The 4,147-nt window shown below is 61.0% G+C and carries 2 protein-coding genes; both read left to right on the top strand.

The window, feature by feature from the left end; genetic code table 11:
• A partial coding sequence (locus M0954_RS28310; RefSeq protein ID WP_297356797.1) for a GGDEF domain-containing protein occupies positions 1–1,874 on the top strand: 1,874 nt, incomplete at its 5' end.
• Positions 1,875–2,607: 733 nt separating this feature from the next.
• On the top strand, positions 2,608–4,147 hold a 1,540-nt coding region (locus M0954_RS28305; RefSeq protein WP_297356795.1), incomplete at its 3' end, for an arabinofuranosidase catalytic domain-containing protein.

Genomic DNA, 4,147 nt, shown 5'->3' with positions numbered 1-4,147 from the left:
TGGGTGAAAGCGCCAACGCGCGCGTACCCGTGATCGCCGCGCTGGTGGTTGTCAGTTCCGCGCTCGCCGTCGGCGTCATGCTCGCTTCGCTGATGGTGCGTAGCGACGAAGCAGCCGAGCGCAGCGAACTGCTGGGCGATACCGTTGAGCAAGCCGCGACATTGTCAGTCATCCTGGAGAATACGCAGGATCATGCCAACGCATTCGCCACGAGGCAGCGGAGCCGTTTGCAGCATACGCCCTGCGTAGGCAGCGTCGAATCGTGTGCGGCTGCGCTCGACATGAGCGCCTATGTGGGCCCCGACGCGTTTGCCAGCATCCGGCTGATCGGCAGCGACGGTCGGGTACTCTCCAGCGCGGGGAGGCGCCTGGCCGCGCCGGATCAGATCGTTCCGGTGCGCCCCTCTGTCGATCAACCCGGCGTCAAGGCGCAATTGCTGTGGCACGCGGGTTTCGTCTATCGTCAGCGCTCCGAACTTCTGCTGCAAGACGCCGACGGAATTCTTGTCCCACTCGCGCTTGAAACCGAGCAGACGTTGCCGATACTGGATTCGATCGCGGCGACACGCTCGCGTGAAGGGCGGCGGTCCGTGCTGTGTGGTCTCGAGGGGAGGCTGCTACGTTGCTTTGCGGCGACCCCTTCCGAATTGCCACACAACCTGGCGATCGATCCGGCGCTCGGGAATCGCCCGCTGATCACGCCTGCATTTCACGGTGAAGCGGGCACGCAGCGGCACAGGGATTCGCGCAGCGACGACGTCGTGGTGGCCTATGCGCCGGTCGGCAAGACCGGACTCGCGACAGCCTCCAAGATCAAGACTGAGGTTTTTCTCGCTCCCGTGCAGCACGCGCTGCTGGTGGCCGTCGGCGTGATGGCGCTATGTGCGCTGGCAGGCACACTGTTTCTTCGGGCCCGCATCGTGCCCATTGTCAAGGCCCAGCATAGCGCTGCCGGCACCGCAGCACGCAGCGAGGCGCAACTCCGGGCTATCACCGACGCGTTGCCTTCCCTGGTCGGCTTCGTGGATACCTCGGAAACCTACCGCTATGCGAACGCGGCGTTTGCAACCATGCTCGGTACTCCTCCAGAAGAAGTGATTGGCAGGACGATGCGAGAGCACCTGGGCGACGCGCAATACCAGATTTCCGAGCGATACATCCAGCGTGCATTGGCGGGAGAGCCTCAGCAGTTCGAGCGTAGCGTTATGTCGCCCCACGGGTCGATCTACGTCGACATGCGATATATCCCGCACCGGAATGCGGAGGAACGCGTCGACGGCTTTCACGTCGTGGTGACGGACATCACCGCCCGCGTGGAACAGGTCACAGCGCTCGAGCGTGCTGCCAAGATCGATCCGCTGACGGGCTCCGCTAACCGCCGCGCCTTCATGCATGCAGTCGGCGATGCCGTGAATGACCGCCGGCGTCACGGCACGCGGGTGGGACTCTGCTATATCGACGTCGACCACTTCAAGATCATCAACGACACCTATGGTCATGCAGCAGGCGATGAGGTGCTGCGTGTCGCGGCACAACGACTGCGTACTGCGACACGTGACGATGACCTTGTCGGGCGACTTGGTGGAGACGAATTTGTCGTGCTGCTTGGCCGCTTACGTGACGACGATGCGGCGCGCGTAGTTGCGCGGAAACTGGTTGACGCGTTCTCAACGCCCGTCACTTTCCGCGGACAGGCGATCCCGGTCTCGATCAGCGTCGGCGTCGCGCTGGACGAAGAAGGCACCCGATATACGCCAGACGAACTGCTTCAGGCCGCTGACTGCGCGCTCTACGAAGTCAAACGCAACGGCCGCGCATCATGGCGGCTCGCCACTGCGGTCGCTCATGGGCCGGTTGATCGTGCCGCCGACTGACTGATCCCAAGTCCGCAAGACCCCTCCAGTAGTCCCTCCCAGCCTCGCAAAACGAGAATCGCTTGAGCCGAATGCCTCGGAACGCTGCTCCTCACAACGAGGAGCAGGCGACCTTGGCTCGCGCGTGCGTTGTTGCGGACAACGAAGTGAAATCTCACCCGTCACCCGCCGTCGGCCAATTATGACCGATCGTATTAGCAATAATATTTGCCGGCCGTCAAGCCGCATTTATGGTAGCTCTAGGCGCTGAGGCGCAGCCGCTGGACTTCTTCCGCCGTGTAAGGGATTGTACTGAGACGTAAAATCGATATTATTGACTAATATTATTACTCGACGCGGCTGCCAGATAGCCACGCCGCATCGGATGCTGCTCCACTGGGGCGGACAACCGGTGCAATGACAATGGAGACAAGCATGGTGAGTCACGGAGTGTTTCGACGGACGCTGGTGATGCTGCCGGCCGGCGTACAGCGCTAGCCGCCGGCCCAGCGAGACACAATGAACCCAATGCTGCCCCCACCCGCCGCGGTGCCCGGACCTCACGGCACCCGCAAACCCACGCTGATCAAATTACAAACTGGATTGCTTCCGCCCGACGTGCGCGAACTCGTGCCCGACGGCTGAACTGGATTGCCGGATGGAGCGTGGCCGGGACGGCGCGTTGCGCCGGTTGGTAGCGCATTGTCTAACCCTTTTGGAAGTCTGACGGTTCCGCATGGCAGTTGCTTGATCAGTGGCGTTTCTGAGTGCATCAATCCGTACAACTAAATTGTTGAGTCAAATCCAAAGCTTGGTCTTCCAGGAGGAGGTCATGATGTCCAGAGGAGTTGGGTTAATTTCCGTGCTGTTGGCGATGACAGTCGCGCTCGCCGCATGTGACGGCAGCGGTAGCGGCACATCCGCGTCTCAGGCCGTAGCAGCCGCCAGTTCGTCGCCAACGCAAGCCGCGGCGCAGACGAGCGCCAATACATCATTGGAAGAGGCGTCATCGGCGAATCCTCTGCCGTGTGACAGCGCAGCCGAGGCCAACACACCGTGCTCTGCGGCCCACAGCGTGACACGACTGCTGACAAAGCATTACACGGGGCCGCTATTCCAGATTCAACGGGCGTCCGACAATACAACGCTGAACGTCTATCCCTATACGTCGGGCAACTTGCCCAATGGCTCCGACCGCTCGTTGGTCGGCTCGGCGAATGTCAAAAGCACAGACTCGTTCTGCAACAAGACAACCTGCTCCGTCACGTACATCTACGATCAGATCGACCTGGTCGCGCCTTTGAAGGGCGGTGCGTTCGGCAATGTGACGGGGACGCTGACACTCAACTCGGACGGAACAGAGTCACTGACCATTCCGGGCACCAGCGCAGCGGCAAGTACCAGTGCCGCGGCGAAAAAGTCGACAACTGTCCCGGTGCTGAACGGCTTTGCGACGATCACGCTTCCTGGAACCAGTGGCACGCTGACCGTGCAATTGTCGCAGCCGCCCACTGCATTGACCACTGCGGCGCCGACCGAACAGGTATCTATCGGTAACGATCTGCCGGCGCTGCCCGGCACCCCCGCACAACTCGGCTTCGTGCCGCTGCAAGGCGTTGAGGTTCCAGCGCTGGGCACGTTGGCGGGACAGGCATATCGCAACCGTTTCGGCACCGTCAACCAGTCGATCGGAGACTCGGAGATTGCCGAATACATGGTCGCAGGGGCGCACTATAGCCAGTCCTCGACTTGCTGCGGAACATACGGAAACATGGAAAACAGTGCCAACCCGGGCACCTATGCGCATGGAGAAATTGAAGGCGAAATGTTTGCGCTGGCGTTCTCAAACGGCAATGCCGCAGTGTTTGGTTATTGCGACGGTGATTCGGCCCAACCATCCACTGTAAAAGACCCCGTGTGCAACGCACTCGATACCAATTGGCCGGGCGTCGACGCAGAAGCCGGCGTCTACCTCTATGGTCCGCAGCAGCCTGCGAAGGAGAAATTTGTCACCGTACTCTCCAAATACTCACCAGTGACGGCGTCCAACATCTTCGTTGTCAAGGGCGGCTCCGCTTCACAGAGCGTACTGACTTCAGTCTACGATGCGGCGCCTCCGGAAGCGCTTAACTTTGAGAGCGATGCGGGCCATGCCTTCAATGGGCAATGGCAAGGTGGCCTCTCGCTTGGCGAAGGTGGTGACGGTAGCGCTGCGCCTATCCAGTTCTTCGAAGGCGCGGTGATCACCAAGGCAACCACCGACACGACCGACAACGCAATCCAGGCGAGCATTT

The sequence above is a fragment of the Paraburkholderia sp. genome (genome assembly GCF_026225065.1).
Taxonomy (GTDB): Bacteria; Pseudomonadota; Gammaproteobacteria; order Burkholderiales; family Burkholderiaceae; genus Paraburkholderia.
Note: the sequence above shows the minus strand (reverse complement) of the source record. Positions and strands in the feature narration are given on the sequence as shown.